The organism is Novosphingobium mangrovi, from assembly GCF_022818885.1.
Lineage (GTDB): Bacteria > Pseudomonadota > Alphaproteobacteria > Sphingomonadales > Sphingomonadaceae > Novosphingobium > Novosphingobium mangrovi.
On the sequence record NZ_JALHAT010000041.1, the window covers coordinates 1 to 21,692 of the forward strand.

The following is a 21,692-nucleotide window of genomic DNA, read 5'->3' on the forward strand; positions in this document are numbered from 1 at the left end:
CCGACGTGGCGGTGGCCGCGCCGGTCCGCGCGCGCGACCTCTCCGCGATCGAGGTCTTCGGCGTCGCCGAGAGGATGGCGAAGGCCGACCACCCCGACGAGGCCCTCCGCCTCTACGAGGCGCTGAACCAGGACCAGAACGCGGACGTGCGCGCCGAAGCGCGCTTTCGCAAGGGGCTCTTGCTCGCCTCGCTGGAGCGCTACCGCGAGGCGGCCATCGCGTTCCGGGCGCTGCTCGACGAGCAGCCCGAGGCCTCACGGGTCCGCCTGGAACTGGCCCGGGTGCTCGCCGCCATGGGCAACGAGGGCGCCGCGCGGCGCGAACTGCGCCAGGTCCAGGCCACGGGCCTGCCCGAGGAGGTCGCCCGCGCGGTGGGACAGTTCGACGCAGCGCTACGCTCGCACAAGCGCGCGGGGCTGCGCCTTGAACTCGCCCTTGCCCCCGATAGCAACATCAACCGGGCGACCGAGGTGCGCACGCTCGATACGGTCATCGCCCCGCTCACCCTGTCCGAGGACGCGCGCGCGCAGTCGGGCCTGGGCCTGCGGGTGTCCGGCGATGCCTACTGGAAGGTGCCGATAGGCCGGGGCTTGAGCCTCGTGCCGCGCGTCAACACCCTCGCCACCCTCTACCGCGAGAGCGCCTTCAACGATGTCACCGCGACAGGGCTCATCGGCTTCGAAGTGCAGCGCGAGCACGACCGCATCGTTCCCTCGATAGGACACACCTGGCGCTGGTACGGCCAGCAGGCCTACATGCACAGCGACATGGTGACGCTCGACTGGATCCACGTCCTGGGCCGCCGCGCCCAGGTGACGACCTCGCTGGGCGCGGCCCGCACCGACTTTCCCCGCAACGAACTGCAGGACGGGGCGCTCTATACGGCGAGCGTGGGCATCGAGCGTGCGCTCTCGGCACGCAGCGGCATCAGCGCCACGCTCACCGCCTCGCGCCAGACCGCCCGCGATCCGGGCTATGCCAGCGCGGCGGGAGGGCTGCGCCTGCTGGGGTGGCGTGAGGCCGGGCACACGACCCTCTACGCCTCGGCCATGGTGCAGCGCACTGAGGGCGACGCGGCCCTTGCGCTCTTTGGGCAGCGGCGCCGCGAGTGGTTTGTGAACGCGCGCGCCGGGGCGACCTTGCGCGCGCTCGCGGTGCACGGCATCGCGCCCTATGTGCGCGTGGGTTACGAGCGCAACGCGTCCAACGTCGCCCTCTACGATTACCGGCGCCTCACCAGCGAGTTCGGGGTGACCAGCAGCTTCTAGGTTCCAAACAGGCCCTGTCCACGGGAACAAGGCCAACCCCTGCGCGATCCCTCTTCATCCGATTGACAAAGCACGGGGCGCCCCCCACGCTGGTACCTCTCCCTTCCTGCGACGCGAGTTCCAGCGCATGAACATCGATTTCAAGGCGCTCCTCGCGCTCTCGCCCAATCCCTACATGGTCCTGGCCCCGGACCTGACGATCGTGTGGACCAATGCGGCCTACCAGCGCAGCACGATGCGCCGCGAAGAGGACCTTGTCGGGACCAACGTGCTGGAGGCCTTCCCCAGCGAGCCGGGCAGCGAAAGCCACGAACTCCTCGTGTCCTCCTTCGCGCGCGTTCTCACCGAGAAGAAACCCGACGAGATCGCGCTGATCCGCTACGACATCGCGCGGCCCGACGGGACCATGGAAGCCCGTTACTGGAGCGCCACGCACACCCCCATCCTTGACGAGAACGGAGAGGTCTCGGTCTTCCTGCAGCACACCGTCGACGTCACCGAACTGCACAATCTGCGCACCATGCGCGACGAGTTCGACCTCGTCCGCCGCGCCGAGGCCGTCCAGACCCGCAATCTCGATCTGCAGACGCAGATGAAGCGCCTGACCGCCATGTTCGAGCAGGCGCCGGGCTTCGTGTGCGTGCTGAGCGGGCCGCAGCACGTCTTCGAAATGGCCAATGCCGCCTACTGCGAACTGGTCGGACGCCAGGATCTGCTCGGCAAGAGCGTGGCCGAGGCCCTTCCCGAAGTCGTGCGCCAGGGCTTCGTCGCTATCCTCGACAATGTCCGGAGCAGCGGGCAGCCCTACATCGGCCAGGCGCAGGAGATCGTCTTCGAAGTCGGCCCCGAAGGCGCGCCGGTGCGCCGCTATATCGACTTCATCTATCAGCCGATCATCTCGCAGGACGATATCTCGACGATCCTGGTCCAGGGGCAGGACGTTACCGAGACGGTGCTCGCCGCGCGCCAGCAAAACCTGCTCATCAACGAGCTCAACCACCGCGTGAAGAACACTCTCGCCATCGTCCAGAGCCTGGCGCACCAGTCGTTCCGCCATGTCGAGGGGGCAGGCGCGGCACGCGAGGCCTTCGACTTCCGCCTGCGCGCGTTGGCCCGCGCGCACAACCTCCTGACCGAAGCAAGCTGGCAATCGAGCGCGCTTGGCGAGGTCATCCGCGAAGCAACCGCGGCGAGCGGCGATCCCGCGCGCATCACTCTCGAGGGGCCCGACACCGTGCTGAGCCCGCGCCTGACGGTCGCCATTTCCATGACGCTGCACGAACTGACTACCAACGCCATCAAGTACGGCGCGCTCTCCAACGAGCGGGGCATGGTCCGTATCCGCTGGCACCGTGAGGCCGAGGCCCCGCACCGGATCGTGCTGGACTGGAACGAGGAGGATGGTCCGGTGGTCACGCCGCCTGCCCACAAGGGCTTTGGATCCCGCCTCATCGAAGGCAGCCTCGCGGCCGAATACGGCGGTACGGTCACCCTCGACTACCTGCCCACCGGCGTTCACTGCACCATGGGCTTTCTGGTGCCGGAGGAGACCACGGTGGACGAGCGCGCGCTGACGCCCTGACCCGCCCTTCTCAATCCCTTTGGCAGCCATTAGGCCCGTTGCCATGACTGCGCCGACACCCTCCCCGTACACCAGCCCGTCCCGCCCCCCGGGCGCGCGGGCCGGAGGTACGCTGCGCGCGCTGGCCCGGCGCCTGGAGCTGCGCTCCTATGGTCTCGTCCCTGAACATTTCAGCGCCGCAGAAGGCTGCCGTGCCGCGCTGGCGGTGGCCCTGCCGCTCGCGCTGGCTGTCGCGCTGGAGGAGAAGATCCTCTCCTGGGCCGTCTTCGCCGCGTTCTGGACCTGCCTGTGCGATCCCAGCGGACCCGACCGCCTCCATCGCCGCACGCTGGGCGCCTTTGCCCTGTGCGGGACGCTGGTCACGTTCGTGGGTGCGCTCCTCGCCCACGCGCTGCCCGGTCTGCCGGTCCTGACCGGGCCCGCGCTTGTCTTCGCGATCGTTCTGGTCAGTCCCTTCCTGGCGCGCGAGGGGCTCTTTGCCACGCTGCTCGGCGTTGTTGCGGTGGTGGCGGTCGGCTTCCCGCAAGCCCCGGCTCTCGCTCTGGTTCAGGCGCTGGCTTTCCTCGCCGGGGCAACCTGGGCCTGGCTGCTCATCAATGGGATCTGGCGGCGGGACGCGCGAAAGCCGCTCGAGCGCGCGCATCTCTCGGTGCTGCTGCGCCTCCAGGACATGGCGGGCGAGCTGGCGAATCTGGGCGGGCAGACCCACCGTGACGCGCAGTGGCACAGCGAACACGGCCAGCACCGGCGCGCCGTGCGCCTGGCCATCGAGCGGCTGCGGGGCCTCCTGAACCAGTTCTCTCCACACGACGACATTGCGCGCCAGCAGCGCGCGCTCGAGGCCGGGGAGCAGCTCTTCGCCGCGCTCATCGCGCTTGATCAGGCCTTCATCGACGGCCGCGAAACCGCCGGGGAGCGCCAACGGACCGCGCGCGCCTGCCGCACTGCGCTGCGCGCCTGGCAGGTCGCCTATCGCCGGGCCTCTGCGGGACGCGTCAACGAGGCCCAGGCCGTGCTCGACTGGACGGCCCGGCGCCTTGGCCGCCACCGCGCAGCCAGCACGAGCGCCCTCCTGCGCGGGTGCCTGCGGGCCTTCGAGCAGGCTCTGGCCCTGCCGCTCACGGCACCTGTCACGCAGGAGGCCCCGCCGGGCAATCCCTCATCCCGCAGCGTCCCGCTGCGACGGGCCCTGCGCCTCACCGCCGCGCTCCTGGTCGTCTACCTCGTCGCGCGCGGGTTCGATCTGGGCTATCCCTACTGGGCTGCGCTTGCCGTGATCGTGGTCCTGCAGGGCGGCTCGCGGGTGACCTGGACGCGCGCGCTGGAGCGCATTGCCGGCACAGCGCTGGGCGGCGCCGCGGCCATGGGTGTGGTCTACCTGAATGGCGGAGACGCGCTCTCGCTCTCGCTTCTGGCAACCTTGCTGGCGGCCATCGCGATTGCGCTGCGCGCGGTGAACTACACGCTCTTTGTGCTGTTCCTCACCATGCTGTTCGTGATCGTGACCGAGATGCTGCAACCAGGCAGCGGAATCGCCTGGGCGCGCATTCTCGACAATATCGTGGGGAGCCTGGCCGCGTTGCTGGCGGTCCTTGCGCTCTGGCCTGACCTCGGCGTCCCGCTGGAGGAGCGTCTGCGCGTCGGGATCGCCGCCAACCGCGCGTACCTCGGGGCGGTCGAGGATGGAGAGGACGCAGCCGAGATCGAGACCCGCCGCCGCGCCGCCGGCCTCGCCAGTGTCGAGGCCGAACTCGCGCGCCATGAACTGGGTAACCTGGTACGCCGCGCACGCCTTTCCGAGGATCTGGGTCAGGCCCAGCTGGAACTGCGCACAATCGCAGGGCAGGCGGCGATGGCCCGGCTGATCCAGCTGGGGGGCGAAGGTCCGGACGATTAAGGGAAAAAGGACGATATAGTCCAAGGGGCCATCGCCCCTTGACCCCAGAATGGGCGACGTCACTTGCCTCGGCTCCGGTGGCGCGTGGAAGGTGAGCTTGGCGGTCGGGGCGCGAACGCACGGTTTCGCTGGCATCCCCGTTCTCTGGCGACTAAGGGCGCGGACCATGCCGCACATCAAGGACCTCGCCCAGCTCGCCCGCCATATCGCCGCCCACCATGGCTGGGACGCGGCGCGTGCCTTCAAGGCCTACACCCTCGACGAAGCCGACGGGGCGATCCTGTCGCGCACCGGCCTCGACCTGCTCAAGGTCTTTCCCGCGCTCGAGGACCCCGCCCCGGCCCTCAGCGCGGCGCTCGCGGTCAGCCTGGAAAAGCGCATGGCCGCGCCCGTTCACGTCGTCACCGGCTCGCTGCTGGTCGAGGGCGCGCCCGTCCTCGACAGCCACAGCTGGGTCATGGTCGGCCCCCACGTGGCCGACATCGCGCTGTTTCGCCTCGCCTATAGCGCAAGCGGCCCGGCCGAGCTGTCCCGCCACGTCCACCGCGTCTTCGGCGAAGGCAAGGCGCTCTACGTCGATCACTGGTCGCGCACCAAGCGCACCGGGCTCACCTACCGCCCCGAAGCCGTGCTCGATGCCCAGACCCTCAACGCGCGCATGGCCGAGGCCTACCGCCTGATCGCCCCTGAGAGCTGAATGAGCAGGCACGCGCGCCAGGTCGCTCAACGGGGTCTGAGCCTGGCGCCGTGCACACACCTGTCGGAAAAGCCCTTCGCGCCGTGGCGAAAGGCCTCTTGGCTACGCCCTGCGTCGCAGGATTTCCAATTCGTTGTACAGTAGCCTGCCCGGCGGAGCATACACTTACGCAAAATGCATATGCTCCGCCGCCTTACATTGCTTGTATTCGGGCCTCGTGGGCTCGGGGTCACCCGCCGGTTGGCGGGCTCTTGAGCGCGACGCAGATCTCGGCATGAATGCGATCGAGGGTAAGCTTGGTCGGCATCGCACAGAAATGTGCATCAACTCGCCCAGTATCATCACAGGCGAAATCGAGGTAGGCAACGAACTGTCCGGTCGCTTGGTCGAGAACATACCCGCGACCATCCCCGCACCGGTAACCCATCTTTCGAACGGTACGGTAGGCCTCGACGACGGCGGCATCACGCGACATCCGGCCAGCAACGGACCAAAAGCTGGGATCACCGGCATCGCTGCCATCGAAGGCCTCACAATAGATGAGGTAAGGTGACGCGCACAGCGTCTCGGCGCTTTGAACACTTTGAACACTGGGCAAACGAAGCAGCTCGGGAGCTCGGCTTGCGACTTGGCCGGCTGCGACCTGAACCTCGAGAATGCTGCTCATCTCGGCCTCATCCTGCGAAGACTGTGTGGATACTCGATGCGACATTAGCCGAACCTTGTGTCGAGCATCGATAGGGCCGGAGACGCGCTCGACGCTAAGCTCGAACTCGCGGTGACCATCGGATCGAAGGTGCTCGGCGATGATCTGCCCACTGCAGCGAGTGGGTTGCGCAGGATCGCCCAACGCGAAATCGTTGCATCTCTCATCGGAAAGCCAGGTCACATTGTCACCGACCTTATGAACCTCGCGGACTGCCGGTACCGCCGAGGAGGCGCCATCACGGCGTAGTTTGTGTGCACGGATACGGTCCACCAGATCTGCGGCGCAATAGCGCGGCGGTGCATACGACGTGTGATCGACACAGATGTCGCGCATCCGCACGGCCGGCGCCTGGAAAACGGGACCATGAGTGTGCCCTTGGTCAAGAGCCTGATATTTGAAATAGCTGCTTCCGTCGCGCTGCAGGCTCTCGCTTACGATTAGGAAATCCTGTGGTGCTGTGTCGTCGGCAAAGCCGATGGAAGCTGGTGCGATCTTGACGCGATCGCCGGTACGGTAGGTCATTTTGAGTTCCTTTTTTTCGGTGATTTTTTTGCTTGGGGCCGGCCACGTGTCGCGCGCTTCGCTACTCTCTCGAGGTGGCGCAGCCACGAGCGTCCGTGTGTCATGACGCGGCGCTTACGGCTCACGACGAGCCCGATGATGTCGACGCCATCGCCGGCAACGGCAGTGACCTCGATCTTGTAGGTGATGGCGCCACGGCGGGATTTGCCCTCGCTCACGATCCGGCCGGTCAGCGTCCGAGTTCCGACGGTCCGCCGGCGGCCATGCTTATCCCGGCGACGAATGGACTCGTGCCAGGTTATGGTGTCTCCAATTTTCATGAATTTCAGTTCGATTTATAATACGCGCAAGACCATCCCTCGCCGAAATCGACGAATATGGGCCCTGCGACTGGTGGTTTGGTTCTTTGCGGGAAATACATTCCGCGCATCATGATGTTAATTGAGTGCCGATCTGCGCGGCACCGGAGGTCTAAATAAACGTTATTATGTGTGTTATTTCTCTTATTTCCGTTGATATAATCAATTTAACGAATGGGTAGATCCGAAGTCAAAATTGAAATGCCCACGAGCGAATTTTTTTCGTCGGGGCCGCGGAGCAGCATGGGCGCGGCGATTTCCGGCTGCTCACATCCGATGCGCTCGCGGACACGCGGGTGCTCCCGGGACGTCCGACCTGAGCCATCCGGGTTATACATCGTTCGGCGCCTGTAGCGCCTTGCGCCGGGCCCGGCATTGCCGCTGCCGTTCGGTTGCCTGCCGGCGCCTCTCGGCGATGTCCTCGTCGGACAAGATCTTCGGCGCCTTGGGCTTCGGGCCGGGTTTTGCGGGTACTTTGATGTCGTAGGCAAAGCCAAGGTCGATGAGCTCGAGATGGACCTCGCAGTAGCCGGTCGCACGAAAATACTCGGCTAGGTGCGCGGCCTGCGCGTGGTCGTAGACATTGATCAGCACGGGCGCGGCACTCTCCGGGACTCGGACAGAGGACCGGCACGCGAACTGCGTCATCACCTCGCGCTCGTGACTGTCAATGTAAGCTTGTGGATCAATGCCAGCTTCTGTCAGTGCCGCCCGATCCGCCGGGCTGGGCTTGACGGTGTAGACCATCGCCACCTGGGACACATGCGACCACTCGTTCGACCCTTGCTGTCGCGGACTCAGTCTTACCCCCGGTACGATGTATTCGTCCCGGCCGGGGTATCGCAACGTCGCTTCGTCGGCACGCGTGCACATCCAGATCAGATCATCGCCGTGGTGCTCGCGCAAAAAGAGAGCAATCTTGCGCAACCGTGCCTTGCCCACCTCGGTGTCCCACAGCGTGCGCTGTGCCAGGTGGGCGGCCGCAAAATACCGGATCATGACGCGGCGATTGCGATGTCGAATCGGCGTTGGCCGATTGAGTGACTGCCACGTGAGTTCGGGCCAGTTCTTCTCCATCATCTGGTACGTGACCGATCGGCCGAAACCATTTGCCAGGACATGCACTCGCGCAAACGCTTTAAGCCCTTGGGGGCACCAGAGCGAGGACCAGTCAAGGGCCGTCATACCCTCGAGGTCAGCCCAGGATTCCAAGTTGGTCATGACGGTGATCCGATCGCTCAAGACCCGGCTGTGCAAGACCGAGGCAACCCGGGTCATGTCGTCGCTGGCTACCTCGCGCACCTTCAGCGCGGGCAAGGTACCACTGATCGTGTCGTCTGTGACAAAGCCCATGCGCTGGGTCTTGGCCACGATTTGCCTGCGGCTTTTGGTCAATGGCACGAGTTCGTAGTTCGTCGCGAAGAAAGCTCGGGTGGTATCTGTGGTGCAGTTGATTGATTGCCGATCCCAGATCGAGATGGTCTCGTCGATGGTGAGGTGCCAGTCTTCAAATGTCCGGGTGTCCGCCATCTTGAGCCCCTCATGCGTGATCAGGACAAGGACGTGCTCGACCGGATTGGGGTGTTCGTATGGCAATCGTTCGATATCGTAACGTACGTTGGTGGAGCCTTCCTGGCGCACGGTCCCGTCGACCTGGAGCAGGCCGGAATGGCGGGAATGGATTTGGCGGATGCGGATGTCGACTCCGTCCATGCGGGCGCGCTCGGCTAATTTTACCGCAAATTCGTGCATGCGCGCACGCCGCTCGACCGCGTAGAGATAACGGCCGGGATTTTCGAGAATGTACGTCATTTCGTCGTGAGTTTTGCCCGCGCCACAGACGCGGTCATCGTAGTATAATCTAGGCACGTGTTTCCTTTTGCCCGTCACACGCACAATACTGTGTATGTCACAGATAATTGTTTTAATAATTGATAGGTGTTGTGACGTCGAAAGGTGTGAGCCTTTCTTCGTCTCATTGTTGATCGAGATAACGAATTCGTTCCCGCCAAGTCGATAAACTATTTCGAGGCATGGATATCGGTGCGCCAGACGTGTGTCTGAGGTAACGAGGGCACGCGCCTGGTGTACCGATAGCCGTGCATTCGCGGAGGCCTGGCAGGACCGCAGCTGCGGGCGGAACGCGCACGCAGTGGAGGGGCCTGTAAGGTCGATAGGGCCTCCATCCCGTCAACGAGGTCATGGGGCCTGGAGGAATAGAACTGGGACCGCGCCCGGTCGCCAGGCACGTCATGCTTCACGGACAGGATAAAGCCTCGAGGGCCTCACGTTCCGCTCGTCCCTCGAGGCTTTATCCTGTCCGCTATCGCGCGTGCGTCCTGATCAATTACCGACGTCATGGACCGGCGCTGGCGCGTGATGGACGCCCTTTCTTGCGATCGGTTGCTCCATCCCTACCGGCGTTCCTTGCGTTATAGCTTGTCGTGTAGCTCAGGTACCAGGCCGTTGCGGGCGCCATGAGTAGTGTCGCATCCACCCCGGGTGCAGGCAGAGTTTCGTTACCTGGAGGCCCCGGTCGATTATTTCGACGAGGCCGGCGAAGTTTATGGATTTCGGATTCTCTGATTCGCTAGACAGATTCCGACAACGACATGGACACATCCTGCAGTGACCTAGGTACGACTACCACGCCTCATTCCTGACCCGAATACATTCAGCCCGAAACGGCCATGTTGGGCTCATAATTTAAGACATCGCGCGCTTGTTCGATCGACCCACTGGTTCGATACGAACATGTGCGTCCAAAATACTGGAAAATTTATGAAAGATTTCAATCCCCACGACTCGGTATCAACACACGCACACCCACCCGTCATTCGCGCCGCGCGCCTCCCCGCGGACATGACCAGCCAGATCGCTGATTTCTGCGAACCTGCTGCCGAAATGGGTCTGCGCATGTTCGCGTTTCAGTTCACCGAGGGCTATGACGAACTCGTATTCCAACAGTTCCTGACCTACGACCAGCACATCGCCGCAATCGCGATGATCGAGTTCGGCTACGATCGCCATAGCAGCATGAGCATGGCCTACGATGGGCACGTGTATGCGACATCCGGCCGAGGCATTCTCATCGGTTTTGACGACACACAGATCGGCACACTTCAGACTGGCACGACAACCTGGGCTGTCTGGCAGCGGCACTTGGTGTCTGTCCCGGTGGGGGAGACCAACCTCGCCTTCTCTGCCGTCCGTTACACACCCGGCCGGGGCGTGCACCCGTTCTGAGGATCGACGCGCTGCCATCCCGGCGCCCCGCTGTCTATCTCCCCCACATGCTCTGGATTTATATTGATGACTTTCCCATCCCTTTTCCTTCTTTCGACCCGTTACGCTCCGTTGATCGCCGCCCGCCAGGCCGCCGTGGTATCCGCCAGGCCACCGGCCGGCGGCGCGACGCCCCCGTTTCCCGCTCTGGATTTCGACACCTCCGCCTGGATCGAGATCCGTTTCCCCGGCCTTCTTCCCGTCGACGTCCGGGGTGACGCATTCGAGGTGCCACTGGAGGCCGCGCTGGCCACACATGATCTTGGTAGTGTCGATGGCGGCGGATCCTGGGCCGACGGTTTTTCCGAGATCCTGGTCAAGGCGTCCGGGCCCGGCTCTGCCGTGGATGTCGTCCTCGAGATCCTCGCCAAGCGCGACATTCCCGCGTGCACCGAGGTCTGGTACGAGAGCCGCGACTACACCGTCATTCTCAGTTTCAATGGCCTCACTTGGGACGTAATTACCTCTGATGAGGCGCTGACTGAATTTATTGGCCGCAGTTTGTCGGCCGGCGGCGACAGTGGCTGAGACTTTGCATAAATGTGCCTTGGGCTACAATCGAGCTTTGGCATAAGCTTTCCCGCCCGCCCTGCTCGGCGCCCGGATCGTGATCACCGCTGTGCTGCGTGCTCGGGGATCGGCGATGACCCACCGTCCGCATGTCCACATGATCGTGCCGGGCGGCGGCATCGCGCCCGATGCAAGTCGCTGGATATCCTCGCATCCCGCCTTTCTCCCACCGGTGCGCGTGCTGGGGGGCACTTTTCCGGCGCCTGTTCCTCATCCGGCTCAACGCGCTGAACGGTGCCTGCAAGCTCGCCTTCTTCGGCTCCCTGACCGATCTGACAGAGCGGCGTGCCTTTCGCCTCACCTTGCCCCAAGCGCTGGGTGGTCTATGCCAAGCCGCATTAGCGCCAGCGCGCCGAATACACCTTCGGCACATCCAGACACCCACTACTGCGCTGCTGTCCTGCGTCCATCAACCTGCGCACTTCACCCCGTCAGACCACACGTAAGCGGAGATCCCCATAGCCCACGCGGGTGCCTGCATGGAAGGCTTTCGTACGCAAGCGCCCGAAACCCTTCACCTTCTGCGCCCGGCCGCTAAGCGATGTTAAGCGTTGCAGAGGCGACGCCCATTTGCTGTCTGTCCGCTTACGGACCGGCAACGGGGCAGGAAACATGCTGCGTCTTTCGAGAAGCCGGCAACAGTCGATGAAACTTGCCCAAACTGGCTGCTAAAATCGCGATACCAGCGAACACGGCCGTGGAAGCGTTGCTGCCCAGCGCCGCGAGGAGCCATCCGAATAGGGGAGCTCCGGCCGTCTGGCCCACGGCCAACATCAGGAAGGCAATCGTCAGGCCGGTGGCGGGACGATCCGGGAGCAAGCGCACGCCCCAGATCAGGTAAACACCGGTCAGGGTGACATAGGCGGCGCCGAACAGGCCTCCTCCGGCAAGGGCGACCGGGGCAGGCACCAACTCCGAGCCCACCGCGAAGATGGACAGAGCCATGACGGCAAGAAACGTCGTGTGGACATTCTCGAGACCGGAGCGGGCCACCAGCTTGCCGGCCATGGCCCCGACGATACCACCTGCGCCGATCACGCTCCACAGGGCCGCACTGGCCGCTGCCCCCCAGGTGAGGCGCTGCGCGACAAGCTGGCTGCCAAAGGACCACAGGGCGGTGCTCGCCGCGCCCGTCAGAAACGTGGCCGCGATCAGATGCAGCATGGCCCTATCAAACCTTGGCAGCGTGCGTGGCCAACGGCTCTGCGTGGGCGTCTGCGGCAGTAGGCTGGCGGCGGACACACCAAGTGCAAAGGCCAGGACCGCAAAGGCGCCGAAAGCCAGGCGCCATTGCCCGGCCATGGCGAGGGCAATCGGACCGGACACGGCCACGCCCACGCTCGTCCCGGCGTTGATCGTGGTGTTCGTCGCGTCCTGCCGTTCCTCGCGTACGGCTGCCACCACGGCTGCGGCCATGGGCGGAGACGCGAGGCCCGTGCTTGCCCCGGCCACCAGCACCGAGACCGCGAGCAGGATCGGGTTGGGTGCCAGCGCGATACCCGCCATGCCGATCCCCGCCACCAGAGCCGCGAGAGTGGCGACGGCCCGCGCTCCGAACCGCTGCGTCAAGGCCGCCGAAACCAGGATCGCGATGCAATATCCGGCGAAGGAACCACCCGAAATGATCCCGGCGAGTGAGGATCCCAGGCCCAGGTCCGCATCAATCTGCGGCAGGAACAGGCCAAAGGCGAAACGGGCAAGGCCATAGCAGATGGCGATCAGGCCAAAGCCCACCGCTCCGATGCGCAGCGCCGGGCTCATGGCCGCGCCGCGTCCATGAGGATTGCCGCGCCCGCTCGTGCCGCGCGGACCGCATCGACGCCGCGGTACACCGCAGCGTGGGTCGCGCCCTCGAAGAGCACCAGGATCTGCTCGGCAAGGGCGGGCGCGCGGCCTCCCAAATCGTGTTCGACAATAGCTGCGACATGCGCCTGAAAGGCCGCCTTGTGGGCGGCGACGGCGCGCGCGATCTCGGGTATCTCGCCGCCGGTTTCGGCGCGCGCGCGCAGGAACAGGCAGCCGCGCGCCCCTTCCTCGGCCACCCAGTCCTCGAGCGCAGCGAACAGCGCATCGACATCACCGACGGCAAGGCGGGCCATGAACCGGCGATCGCGCTCGGCAAGAACGAGAGCCATGAGTTGTGCCTTGCTCCCGGCGTGCTTGTAGAGCGTCCGGCTCGACATGCCCGCCGCCTCGGTCAGCCGGTCCATCCCGGTGGCGGTATAGCCGTGGCGGTTGAAGAGTTGCTCGGCTGCGGCGGCGAGTCGCGCGGTCGTTTCCATGGGAAGTCTCCTTCACTGCAGGACCTCCATGTAAAACGATCGTTTTCCTTTTCAACCCCGCCGAGCGGCCTTCACCAGCTTGCCAGTGTCTGGAGATAGGCGCGGCACATGGCGCCGAGGCTATCTCGCAACGCCTCTGCTTCAGCATCCGGCAACCCCCGTTCAAAGGCATTGCGCACGGTCCCGTAGATAACGCTGGACAGCGCCAGGTTGATCGCGCGCACGTCAACCGGCGGGAGGTCGCAGGCGCTCGCCAGCATCGCGTGGGTCGCCGTATCGACTCGTTGCGCGAAGGCGTGAACGAGAGCGTCGTTGTCGAGCTCGGTGACCGAACGGTAGAGCGCGCGGGTCACGTCCGCGCGCTCGGTCTTGGCCGCCCAGTACGTGTCGATCAGCGCGTCGACCATCTGGGCCATGGGCACACCCCGCTGCACCGTGCACGTCGCCTCGATCCGCTCGGCAAGCGTGTCGAGGTAGCGCGCGTTCAGCGCGTAGACGAGCGCCTGCTTATTGGGGAAATACTGGTACATCGTCCCCACCGACACTCCCGCGCGCGCCGCGACACGGGTGGTGGTCAGGCGCTTCATTCCCTCGCGCAGCAAAACCTGAAGGGTCGCCTCCAGAATGGCGTCCACGGTCACACCCGAACGGCGTTGAACCGGCCGTTTGCGGGCCTTGAGCGCCGGGGGAACAGTCTCGGTCATATGCGAATCCAAAAGCCGGAAAATCCTTCATATCTTGAGGAAAACCAACAGGAAGGAAAAGACCAATGGCACAGGAACGCATCGCCCTCGTCACCGGGGGCAACAAGGGCATCGGCCTTGAGATCGCACGGCAACTGGCCCAGGCGGGACTTCGCGTCGTGATTGGAGCGCGCGATCCGCAGAGGGGACAGGACGCCGTCGCCGACCTCGCCAGGGAGGGGCTGGAGGCCAGCTTCCTCCGGCTCGATCTCGATGACCGCGATACGCTGGCGCAGGCCGCTCAGCACCTCGCACGCGACCATGGTCGGCTCGACGTTCTCGTCAACAATGCCGGTATCTTCGATTTCGCCGATGCCGTGCCAGGCAAGGCGTCGATCGAAGCGGTGCGCCGGGTGATGGAAGTCAACTTTATCGGGACCCTGGCCGTTACCCAGGCGATGCTGCCCCTGCTGCGCGCCGCGCCCGAGGGGCGCATCGTCAACCTGTCGACCTCACTGGCTTCGCTGACGCTCAACGGCGATCCGGCCTCGACCTACTATTCGCAGCAATTCATCGGCTACAATGCCTCCAAGGCTGCGCTCAACATGCTCACCGTCCAGCTTCACGAAGAGCTCAAGGACACCGCCATCAAGGTCAACTCGGTGAGCCCTGGCTTCGTCAAGACCGATCTCACCGGCCACGGCACGATGACCGCCGAAGAAGGGGCACGGCTTCCCGTCCAATTCGCACTCGGCGGCGAGGAAAATGGCCGGTTCGTCGAACCGGATGGCGTCACGCCTTGGTGAACGCTCCTCAGTGTCGGCTGTGATAGTCGCTTCAAACTTCGACCCAAAGTAGACCCTATGTGCAAGGCACTGAAACATGGTCCAATATGAGCTGGAGCTGCGTGCTCGAGGCCAACAGTTTGGGGTAAGGTTCAGGGTTCTCAAACAGTAAGTATCCGAAGCGTTCGGATATGCGGGCCCCATCCCATTCTCGAGCAGAATTCTCTCTACTCTCCTCCCTAGGCCAATTGCGTCGGAAACTTCATCTGTGGGAGCGAGTTTCCCGTCGATGTCATCTGAACACGACGCCCGAAAGGGCAAGTACCTCTATGTAGGAAGTCTTGTCCTAGGAGGCCTTCTTTTAGCGGGGCTAGGCGTCGTCGCCGCGTTTCCCTTCGATCTCGCCAGGGGAGCGATTGCCGATCGGCTCGGCGCGGCTTTGGGCGCGCACGTGGCTATCGGTTCTATCGAGCGGCAGGAGTTCTTGTCATTTTCGCCGACGCTCAACTTCCGGGATGTTACCGTGCGCCAGCCTGCCTGGGCGGGCCGAGGCAACATGCTCGACGCGCAGAAGATCGAGGCCCGCATCTCGATCCTGCCGCTTCTTGTCGGGCGGAGCCCGGACATTGACCGGCTCGTCGCACATGCCCTTTCGGTGAACCTTGTACGCGACGCCAGCGGCCGTGCGAACTGGGGTAGACGGCAGTCCAAGGAAGCGTCCGGAAGGGACAGCGGTATGGCCTTGCGAAAGCTGATTATTCACGATGCACGCGTGACCCTCCGTGACGAAAAGCGCCACCTCAAGCTTGACGGCAGGCTCGCCTCCGATGCCAAGGGCCTGCGCGTGGATGCCCGCGGCCAGTTTCACGATGCTCCTGCAACGCTAGCCTTGCGTGGCGATCCGATTGCCAGCCTGGAGACAGACGCGCGCTATCCGCTGCACCTTGATCTGAAATCCCCGCTCCTCCATCTGCGTGCTTCGGGCCATACGCAAGGCGCTCTCAACCTGCGCGCAATGACGCTGGATATACGCGCGACGAGCCCAAACCTCGCCTACCTTGACGATATCATAGAGGCTGGCCTGTTTGGCTCCCGGCCGATCAATCTCAAGGCCCGCGTGCGCCATGCGCAATCAAGCTGGTTCATCGATCACATGACCGGTTCTATCGGCCGCTCCAGGCTCGACGCGAATGCCCAAATCCACAAACGGAACGGACGCACGAAGATCGAGGCCGTCACGCATTTCTCCACCTTCGATTTCGACGATTTGTCGGATGCCGAAGGCAAGGCTGAAGCCAGGGCACGTGAAGCCCGCATCGGTCCGCGCGTCCTTCCTGGAACCCGCATAAACCTGTCCAAGATCGGCCCGACGGATGGCACGATCGAGTTCCGGGCCGACCGGCTGCTCATGTCGGGATCGGCGTTCCGCTCGCTCTCAGGACGCATTCGTCTCGAAGGCAAACACCTCACGGTACGAGAGATTGTCGCAGGCATGAAAAGCGGCCGTTTGACAGGCGAGATGGACGTCGACCAGCGCGGCGGCGTTGCACACCCCAAGCTGACTCTCAATCTTTCCGTCGAGGGCGCCCGCCTTGAAACCGTCATGGGCTCGCCCGATGCGACAGGCCCTCTGCGCAGCCACATTCGACTTGTCGGGACCGGCGACACCATACGCGACGCGCTGGGCCATGCCGACGGCCGCGCGGGGCTCATCGTCCAAGATGGATCGGTGAAGAAGACGGTTGCCGTGGTCCTGGGGCAAGATCTCGGCAAAACGCTGGGATTGCTGCTCAAAAACAAGAAGGAGATGGTCCCCCTACGCTGCCTTGCTATCGGATTTGAGGCCCACGATGGCATACTGACGCCGCGTACGTTCCTGGCCGATACGCAGATTTCCATCGGTGAAGGTAAAGGCCGGATATCCCTCGCCTCCGAAGCCATCGCCTTGTTCATCCGGGGGCGCACGCGTGAGCCTAGCGGCTTGCGCCTCAAGGACCCGATTGTAGTAAGTGGAACCCTCTCCGCCCCGGCACTTGGCGCCGCGGGCAAACCTCCGGGTAGCAAGGTCAATACGGGCTCGGTCCTGACGGCCATCGGCAAATCGGTGGGAAGCGCGCTAGGGCTCAACGGCAACGGGGAAGACGAACAAGCACCGCTGCCCCAGAAGCTCGACTGCGGCGCATTGGCCCGGAAGGTCTTATAGAGTTCGGCCGCCCTTTCAGGATCGAGGGCGGCCTAAGGCCTTTTCTCAGAAGACATGCTTCAAGGTGAGCCCGTACGTACGCGGGTCGCCCGGTGTGCCCACGATCAGCCCGGTATTCCCGCCGGGCACCTGCAGCTGCTCGAAATAGCGGGTATCGAACAGGTTGCGCACCCATCCGAAGATCTCGAAGCCGGCCTCACCACGAAAGCCCAGGCGTAGGTTGGTGAGCGCATAGCCTTCTACCCAGGTGTAGGCGGAGGGCGTGGGATTGCTCGAGAAGCGCGAGCGGTAGCTGCCGTCGACACCGAGATAGACGGCGCCCTCCTGCCCAAGCAGCGTGACCGGAACATTCCCTTCGGCCCCGTAGGCAAGCGCCAGCTTGGAGACACCGGGCAGCCGCGCGCCCGATATGTCGCAATTGACGGGGCTTATCCCGCCGGGCGTTCCCGGCCGGTCGGGATCCTGTCCAGGCTGTGGCGAAGCCCCTCCAGACAACTCGGGCGGGCACGGTGCATCTGTAAAACTGCGGTAGGTGGCGTCGGTCCAGGCCGCGTTGGCATAGGCGTTGAAGCGCAGGCTCGGCCGTATCGAGAGGTCGGCCTCCAGCCCTTGGGTACGCACCTGCCCGGCATTGGCGAGATAGCCACGCAGGACACCCAGGCTGCCGTTCGTCACGAGCGCCTGGTAGTTGGCAATGTCGGTGCGGAAAGCCGCGAGGTTCAATGTGGCGCGGCGATCCCAGAAGCGCGCCTTCATGCCGATCTCGTAGTGGTTGACCGTTTCCGGGGCGACCGTCGCGGCCTCCAGGATGGGCCGCCCATCAGCATCGGATGGAACCCCGCTGAGGTTCACCCCGCCCGACTTGAAGGTATGCGCATAGGTCGCATAGACGAGCACCTCGTCCGAGACTTCGTAGCTGGCGGTCAGGTCGTAGCTGAAGTTCCAGTCCTCGTAGTCGACGGTGAAGGCCTGCGGCGCGAGCACCGCACGCTGCGCAACGATCCGGGGATCCGTGCTCTGGTACGTGACCCGTTGCCCCTCCCCGTTGGTCACGACCGAGGCGTAGTTCCCGTCCTTGCTGTCGTAGTTGAGTCGCACGCCCGGGCGTAGCGTGAGGCCCGCCAGCGGCTGCCAATTGACCTGACCGTAAAGTGCGGCGCTCGTGTTATCGAGGCCAATGGTGTTGGTCGCGGTCAGCCCGTCGAGCACGCTCGGGTCCGCGTTCAGCGGATTGGAAGGGTTGATCAGCCAGGCGCTGGCTGCGGGCCCCTGCTGCTGGCTACCTTGTGTGTCGACACTCTGCTGAAAGAAGAACGCGCCCAGGGTGTAGCCAAGTGCCCCCTCCCCGCCCGACACGCGCAGTTCCTGGGTATACTGGTCCTGCTGGGATGGGTTCTGGCTAAGGGTGGTGATGCCAAGGCCGGTGAAGTCACGGTCGTTCTCGGGCTTCCAGTCCCAGAAACGCCAGGCGCTGACCGAGGTAAGCGTGCCGATGCCGGTGTCCCACACGGCCTTCAGCGACGCGCCGCCGACCTTGTTGCCCGCGTTGAGCGACGCGTCCAGATCGGTCAGACGGTCGAAGGCATCGGTGCTGGGCGGCGCATAACCCTGCGCGGCGGCTAGCGCCTCGTACTGCCGGTTGAGCGCACGCTGCGTCCGGCCGATCCGCACATAGACCGTGCCGCAGCACTCCGGGTCCTGCTGCGAATAATCTCCGGCCAGCGTGATCGAAAGGCTTGCGCTTGGCTGCCACAGGAGCTGTGCGCGCAGGCCCAGATTGTCCTGCGCGTTGATCCAGCGTCCGCTGGTCGTGTTCCACAAGGTTCCGCGCCGACTGGTCGAGGAAAGCGCGAGGCGGGCCGCCACCGTTTCGGAGAGCGGCCCCGAGACAGCTGCCTTGGCTTGGCGAAAATCAAGGTTTCCTACGGAAACTTCGGCACGCCCCTTGAAGTCGAAGGTGGGCTGGCGCGTGGCGATGTTGATCGCGCCCGCCGTGGTGTTCTTTCCGTAGAGTGTTCCTTGCGGGCCTCGCAGCACCTCGATCCGCTCGACATCAAGGAAGTCGAAGGTCGCCGAAGCCACGCGCGCGAAGTAGACATCGTCCACGTAGATGCCCACGCCCTGTTCGATGCCGTCGTTGGTGAGGCCGAACGGCACGCCGATGCCGCGGATGTTCACGGCCGTGTTGCGCGGATTGGTGCTGTAATACTGCAAGGTAGGGGTCAACTGCTGCAGGCGTCCGACGTTGAAGGAGCCGGTGGCGTCGATGTGCTCGCCGCCGACGACCGAGATCGCGATCGGGACGTCCTGCACGGTTTCCGTGCGCCGCCGTGCGGTCACGAAGATCTCGCCATGGTCCGCCGCGCCGGTGCCGACCGACGTGGGATTATCCGGCCCTGCACCCGCCTCTGCGCCTTGCGGTGGCGCTTCCAGGGTCTGGGCCATGGCGCTCACCGGGAAGGTCAGGATCAGGGCTGTGGCAAGAGCGGTCGATGCAAGGTGGTTGGAGCCGGGAAGTCCGGATCGGCGCGAAGTGAGATGCATTGGGTCCCTCATGAAGTGTGCCCTGCATCCGGTGGTCCGGTCTGCGCGATCGAGGCCATTGATCGTGTTCTGGAAAAGCTGCGCCCACACGCTTGCGGGGCGCTGGCAGCCGTGCGGGAGACAGGATGTGCCCGTGCACTCTCCCACCTCCCGTCGGAGAATTTGTACTGCGTCCGGATGCGTCCGGCATCCCGGACGTGGTGCCAGATATCAGCGTGGCGAGCGCGGGGCCTCACCCTGCCCCAGCAACGTGGCTAGCGCGCCGGCCTCCAGCAGGGGGCGCGGCGGGGGCGCTACTGCCGCGATCAGGCGCTGGACGAGGTACTTGCCGTAAGGCCAATCGCGCAGGCCCGAGGCCGCATTGATATGCCCCATCGGCCCCGCATCGACCATACGCGCCCCCCAGATCCGCGCCATCCGCCGGGCATGGCCATAGCTGGCGTACGGATCATTCCGGCTTGCTACGAGCAACGCGGGAAAGGCGAGCCGCTTGCGGACAACCGGACCGAAGGGACGGAGCCGTGGATCGATCGGAGCATACTCGACGTCGGGCGGAGCGACGAGCAAGGCGCCTGCCACGCGAGACAGCAGTTCCGGTTCAGCCGCATTCCACCAGCCCACGGCGTGGCAGCCCAGTGAATGGGCGATCAGGATGACCGGCCGTGTCGCGGCGGCAATGGCGCTGTTGAGGCGGCTCACCCAGGCCTCCCGGCCGGGCGCACTCCAGGCTCCCAGGTGAACGCGTCGGCAGGCCGCATCCTCGCGCTCCCAGATGGTTTGCCAGTGGCCGGGGCCGCTGTTGTCGATGCCCGGCACGGTGAGCAGAGCAGGTGCCAAGGCCGCATTTGCAAGATCGTTCATGGCCCTTCTCCTCACGAGCCTGCCGCGTAAAGGACAAGGCCCAGCGCGGCCCAGGCTGTCAGCGAAATCGGCAGGGCCAGAGCGAGGCCGCGAAAAAAGGGGCCTGGCTCCATGCGCGCAATCGGGTCTACGTGCAGGAAAGTCCCCGCCTCCTGCAGCCGTGACGCGGCGGCATGGGGGCCAGGACCAAAGCGGGTCGAGCCTGCCTGCCGTACACGAGGGACGGCGGCGCGACGGCGGGTGTGCTGCCGCGAAGTATGAAGGGATCTGAACGTGCATTGCATCGTATCACCTCAAGATTTGGGACGTGAGGGGAACACGAGGCCTGGCGTTGTCGCCCGAGCATCGCGCGCTTTAGCGGTTGGTAACGCGGAGCAAGCTGCTTCCCGATCAAATGCCGCGAGCCGGGAGAAATCGGGGGCGTCCCGGCCAGTCGCCTTTTGCAGATTTAAACCCTACCTTTTAAGTGGGGATAATGTCAAGCCGATCTGGATGGCGGGCGCGCGAACGCCTCACTGGCCCTCACATGAGGTGCGCGCAGGCCACCACCAACCACGCCGCCGGTACGAAAAGCACCTGTGCCAGCACCGTCCCACAGACTCGGCTTAAGGCGAGCAGGACCACGGTACGCCGGAAAACGCCCTCTCCGACACTTCCGGACACGACATCGTCGGTCATGACCGAGAGCTGCGGATCAATCAGCACGAACAAAAGAATTGTCGCAAATCCGTTGACGATGGCCGACAATTGAGAGGCCGTGACCCGGTATTCGGGGACCAGATAGCCTGCGTAGAGCGAGGCAAGGACGCCCACCCCCAACAAGGCCTGCGCCAGGACATTGAGCGCGATGACCGGGAAGCCGACGCCGTTCAGGCCGCAAAGGCCGCGCAAATGCGCGGCCCGCGGGGGCGTACCGGCCCGCCACAGAAAGGCCAGACCACGTGGCGAGGCAGCCACTTTCACCAGCGTCAGAACCGAACGGTGACGCTGAAAATCACCGATGGCGCGGGAAAACCACCGCTGTGCGGTCGGAATAAACAGCGTGCCCAGGACGCTGGCGGCCGTTGCCGCCGCCAGGACCAAGCGAAAGTCGAAAAGCAACCCATCGCCCGAATCGGCCAGCAGCGCGCTTTCGATCCGCTTGGCAAGGAACGGCCCGAGAAAGCCATTGGACAAGCGCGAGAGCAGCACAAGGACGTTGAAAAGCGCAAATGCCAGCGCAATTCGCTGCGTTCGAACCCCGGCGATCCGGGCGGCATAGGCCAGCGCTCCCACGAAATTGATGGCGAACGTCAGCAAGCAGATCGTCAGCAGTTGCAGATCCAAGAGTCACGCCTCGTATGGGGGGACGACGCCTACATAGACGGGCCAAAAGATTTGGCCTACTAAATTAATCGGGATATAGGGCGAACCCGTCGGCCCCGACGCCCGGGTAGCGTCTGGCC

Annotated in this window: 17 protein-coding genes and 1 pseudogene; 9 read left to right on the plus strand and 9 right to left on the minus strand. The window is 64.4% G+C overall.

Annotation, left to right across the window (positions count from 1 at the left end; all coding sequences use genetic code 11):
* The first annotated feature begins 5 nt into the window (after positions 1 to 5).
* The 4 genes from MTR65_RS17220 to MTR65_RS17235 all read left to right on the plus strand — a co-directional run bounded on the left by MTR65_RS17220 (position 6) and on the right by MTR65_RS17235 (position 5,444).
* Positions 6 to 1,268 (plus strand): surface lipoprotein assembly modifier, encoded by a 1,263-nt coding sequence (locus tag MTR65_RS17220; RefSeq protein WP_243802480.1) that lies wholly within the window; start codon positions 6 to 8, stop codon positions 1,266 to 1,268.
* Between the two features lie 127 nt (positions 1,269 to 1,395).
* On the plus strand, positions 1,396 to 2,850 hold the full coding sequence (locus MTR65_RS17225) for an HWE histidine kinase domain-containing protein (RefSeq protein WP_243802388.1): 1,455 nt from the start codon (positions 1,396 to 1,398) through the stop codon (positions 2,848 to 2,850).
* Positions 2,851 to 2,893: 43 nt separating this feature from the next.
* A complete protein-coding gene (locus MTR65_RS17230; protein ID WP_243802390.1) occupies positions 2,894 to 4,747 on the plus strand; it encodes an FUSC family protein in 1,854 nt (617 codons plus the stop codon).
* 166 nt (positions 4,748 to 4,913) lie between these two features.
* Complete coding sequence (locus MTR65_RS17235; protein ID WP_243802392.1) at positions 4,914 to 5,444, plus strand: hypothetical protein; 531 nt, start codon at positions 4,914 to 4,916, stop codon at positions 5,442 to 5,444.
* A 229-nt stretch (positions 5,445 to 5,673) separates the two neighbouring features.
* Here MTR65_RS17235 and MTR65_RS17240 read toward each other — a convergent pair whose 3' ends face one another.
* From MTR65_RS17240 to MTR65_RS17250, 3 genes are all read right to left on the minus strand, one after another.
* Positions 5,674 to 6,675: a hypothetical protein gene (locus tag MTR65_RS17240; RefSeq protein WP_243802394.1), complete on the minus strand. Its 1,002-nt coding sequence runs from the start codon at positions 6,673 to 6,675 to the stop codon at positions 5,674 to 5,676.
* Positions 6,672 to 6,995: a hypothetical protein gene (locus MTR65_RS17245; RefSeq protein WP_243802396.1), complete on the minus strand. Its 324-nt coding sequence runs from the start codon at positions 6,993 to 6,995 to the stop codon at positions 6,672 to 6,674. Before MTR65_RS17245 ends, MTR65_RS17240 begins: the two co-directional genes overlap by 4 nt.
* Positions 6,996 to 7,364: 369 nt before the next feature.
* Entirely contained in the window at positions 7,365 to 8,846 is a 1,482-nt protein-coding gene (locus tag MTR65_RS17250) for a hypothetical protein (protein ID WP_243802398.1), read from the minus strand.
* A 1,050-nt stretch (positions 8,847 to 9,896) separates the two neighbouring features.
* Here MTR65_RS17250 and MTR65_RS17255 point away from each other — a divergent pair.
* The 3 genes and pseudogenes from MTR65_RS17255 to MTR65_RS20325 form a co-directional block, all read left to right on the plus strand.
* Positions 9,897 to 10,280 carry a hypothetical protein gene (locus MTR65_RS17255; RefSeq protein ID WP_243802400.1) on the plus strand — a complete coding sequence of 128 codons (384 nt, stop codon included), beginning with the start codon at positions 9,897 to 9,899 and terminating at the stop codon, positions 10,278 to 10,280.
* Positions 10,281 to 10,346: 66 nt separating this feature from the next.
* On the plus strand, positions 10,347 to 10,847 hold the full coding sequence (locus MTR65_RS17260; RefSeq protein ID WP_243802402.1) for a hypothetical protein: 501 nt from the start codon (positions 10,347 to 10,349) through the stop codon (positions 10,845 to 10,847).
* Positions 10,848 to 10,893: 46 nt separating this feature from the next.
* Positions 10,894 to 11,225 (plus strand): annotated as a pseudogene (locus MTR65_RS20325) (transposase); the annotation flags it as partial.
* A gap of 249 nt (positions 11,226 to 11,474) precedes the next feature.
* Here the strand turns inward: MTR65_RS20325 and MTR65_RS17270 are convergent.
* The 3 genes from MTR65_RS17270 to MTR65_RS17280 all read right to left on the minus strand — a co-directional run bounded on the left by MTR65_RS17270 (position 11,475) and on the right by MTR65_RS17280 (position 13,875).
* Entirely contained in the window at positions 11,475 to 12,650 is a 1,176-nt protein-coding gene (locus MTR65_RS17270) for an MFS transporter (protein ID WP_243802404.1), read from the minus strand.
* A complete protein-coding gene (locus tag MTR65_RS17275) occupies positions 12,647 to 13,171 on the minus strand; it encodes a TetR/AcrR family transcriptional regulator (protein ID WP_243802407.1) in 525 nt (174 codons plus the stop codon). Before MTR65_RS17275 ends, MTR65_RS17270 begins: the two co-directional genes overlap by 4 nt.
* A 71-nt stretch (positions 13,172 to 13,242) precedes the next feature.
* Positions 13,243 to 13,875, minus strand: a complete 633-nt coding sequence (locus MTR65_RS17280; RefSeq protein ID WP_243802409.1) for a TetR/AcrR family transcriptional regulator — start codon at positions 13,873 to 13,875, stop codon at positions 13,243 to 13,245.
* A 65-nt stretch (positions 13,876 to 13,940) separates the two neighbouring features.
* Between MTR65_RS17280 and MTR65_RS17285 the strand changes: the two genes are divergently transcribed.
* Together MTR65_RS17285 and MTR65_RS17290 are read left to right on the plus strand one after the other, a co-directional pair.
* Entirely contained in the window at positions 13,941 to 14,660 is a 720-nt protein-coding gene (locus MTR65_RS17285) for an SDR family oxidoreductase (protein WP_243802411.1), read from the plus strand.
* A 268-nt stretch (positions 14,661 to 14,928) separates the two neighbouring features.
* The gene (locus MTR65_RS17290) at positions 14,929 to 16,842 is read left to right on the plus strand and encodes an AsmA family protein (protein WP_243802413.1); all 1,914 of its coding nucleotides are present in this window, start codon (positions 14,929 to 14,931) and stop codon (positions 16,840 to 16,842) included.
* A gap of 45 nt (positions 16,843 to 16,887) precedes the next feature.
* Here MTR65_RS17290 and MTR65_RS17295 read toward each other — a convergent pair whose 3' ends face one another.
* The 3 genes from MTR65_RS17295 to MTR65_RS17305 form a co-directional block, all read right to left on the minus strand.
* On the minus strand, positions 16,888 to 19,386 hold the full coding sequence (locus tag MTR65_RS17295; protein ID WP_243802415.1) for a TonB-dependent receptor: 2,499 nt from the start codon (positions 19,384 to 19,386) through the stop codon (positions 16,888 to 16,890).
* Positions 19,387 to 19,596: 210 nt separating this feature from the next.
* Entirely contained in the window at positions 19,597 to 20,247 is a 651-nt protein-coding gene (locus MTR65_RS17300; protein ID WP_243802417.1) for an RBBP9/YdeN family alpha/beta hydrolase, read from the minus strand.
* A 522-nt stretch (positions 20,248 to 20,769) separates the two neighbouring features.
* Entirely contained in the window at positions 20,770 to 21,573 is an 804-nt protein-coding gene (locus tag MTR65_RS17305) for a lipid II flippase Amj family protein (RefSeq protein WP_243802419.1), read from the minus strand.
* Positions 21,574 to 21,692 lie beyond the last annotated feature (119 nt).

Coding starts and splice junctions, on each gene's coding strand:
- MTR65_RS17225 (WP_243802388.1), top strand. CDS start 1,396: ATGAACATCGATTTCAAGGCGCTCCTCGCGCTCTCGCCCAATCCCTAC.
- MTR65_RS17230 (WP_243802390.1), top strand. CDS start 2,894: ATGACTGCGCCGACACCCTCCCCGTACACCAGCCCGTCCCGCCCCCCG.
- MTR65_RS17235 (WP_243802392.1), top strand. CDS start 4,914: ATGCCGCACATCAAGGACCTCGCCCAGCTCGCCCGCCATATCGCCGCC.
- MTR65_RS17240 (WP_243802394.1), bottom strand. CDS start 6,675: ATGACCTACCGTACCGGCGATCGCGTCAAGATCGCACCAGCTTCCATC.
- MTR65_RS17245 (WP_243802396.1), bottom strand. CDS start 6,995: ATGAAAATTGGAGACACCATAACCTGGCACGAGTCCATTCGTCGCCGG.
- MTR65_RS17250 (WP_243802398.1), bottom strand. CDS start 8,846: ATGACGTACATTCTCGAAAATCCCGGCCGTTATCTCTACGCGGTCGAG.
- MTR65_RS17255 (WP_243802400.1), top strand. CDS start 9,897: ATGACCAGCCAGATCGCTGATTTCTGCGAACCTGCTGCCGAAATGGGT.
- MTR65_RS17260 (WP_243802402.1), top strand. CDS start 10,347: ATGACTTTCCCATCCCTTTTCCTTCTTTCGACCCGTTACGCTCCGTTG.
- MTR65_RS17270 (WP_243802404.1), bottom strand. CDS start 12,650: ATGAGCCCGGCGCTGCGCATCGGAGCGGTGGGCTTTGGCCTGATCGCC.
- MTR65_RS17275 (WP_243802407.1), bottom strand. CDS start 13,171: ATGGAAACGACCGCGCGACTCGCCGCCGCAGCCGAGCAACTCTTCAAC.
- MTR65_RS17280 (WP_243802409.1), bottom strand. CDS start 13,875: ATGACCGAGACTGTTCCCCCGGCGCTCAAGGCCCGCAAACGGCCGGTT.
- MTR65_RS17285 (WP_243802411.1), top strand. CDS start 13,941: ATGGCACAGGAACGCATCGCCCTCGTCACCGGGGGCAACAAGGGCATC.
- MTR65_RS17290 (WP_243802413.1), top strand. CDS start 14,929: ATGTCATCTGAACACGACGCCCGAAAGGGCAAGTACCTCTATGTAGGA.
- MTR65_RS17295 (WP_243802415.1), bottom strand. CDS start 19,386: ATGCATCTCACTTCGCGCCGATCCGGACTTCCCGGCTCCAACCACCTT.
- MTR65_RS17300 (WP_243802417.1), bottom strand. CDS start 20,247: ATGAACGATCTTGCAAATGCGGCCTTGGCACCTGCTCTGCTCACCGTG.